Below are 703 nucleotides of genomic sequence, written 5' to 3'. Positions count from 1 at the left end.
GCCCGCGTCCGCTCCGGCTGCTGCCGACGCCGCTCCCGTCGAGCCGCACGGCGGCGAAACGCAAAGTCTCGCGCGGCGTTCGTCCGACGACGCCGTGACGCACTGAGCGGACGGGCCCAATGAACATCTCCCACTACTGCATCGACAGGCCGATCTTCGCGTCGGTCATCTCGATCGTGATTACGCTCGGCGGCACCCTCGCAATGCTCGGGCTGCCGGTCGCGCAGTATCCCGACATCACGCCGCCGCAGATCACGATCGCCGCGACCTACCCGGGCGCGACCGGCGACGTGGTGGCGAACAACGTGGGCGCGCCGATCGAGCAGCAGGTGAACGGCGCGGACAACATGATCTACATGAACTCGTCGAGTTCATCGACGGGGAACTACACGCTCAACGCCTATTTCAAAATCGGCACCAACCCCGAGCTCGCGCAGGTCGACGTGCAGAACCGCGTGAACCTCGCGTTGCCGCAATTGCCGCAGTCGGTGCAGGCGCAGGGCATCCAGGTGCAGAAGAAGTCGTCGGCGTTCATGATGGTCATCACGATCTATTCGCCGACCGATCGCTACGACTCGACCTACATCGCCAACTACACGAACATCTACGTGCTTGATGCGCTGAAGCGCATCCCCGGCGCCAACCAGTCGAGCATCTTCGGCAACCCCGACTACGCGATGCGCATCTGGCTCAAGCCCGACCG

At 64.2% G+C, this 703-nt stretch carries 1 protein-coding gene; it reads left to right on the top strand.

All coding sequences use genetic code 11. The features are described 5' to 3' along the window. Positions 1-119: 119 nt before the first annotated feature. Positions 120-703, top strand: a 584-nt coding sequence (locus AWB67_RS39025; protein WP_200822448.1) for an efflux RND transporter permease subunit, incomplete at its 3' end; no start/stop codon positions are given.

Source organism: Caballeronia terrestris, assembly GCF_001544515.1.
GTDB classification, from domain to species: Bacteria; Pseudomonadota; Gammaproteobacteria; order Burkholderiales; family Burkholderiaceae; genus Caballeronia; species Caballeronia terrestris.
This window is presented reverse-complemented; position numbering and strand designations above follow the sequence as displayed.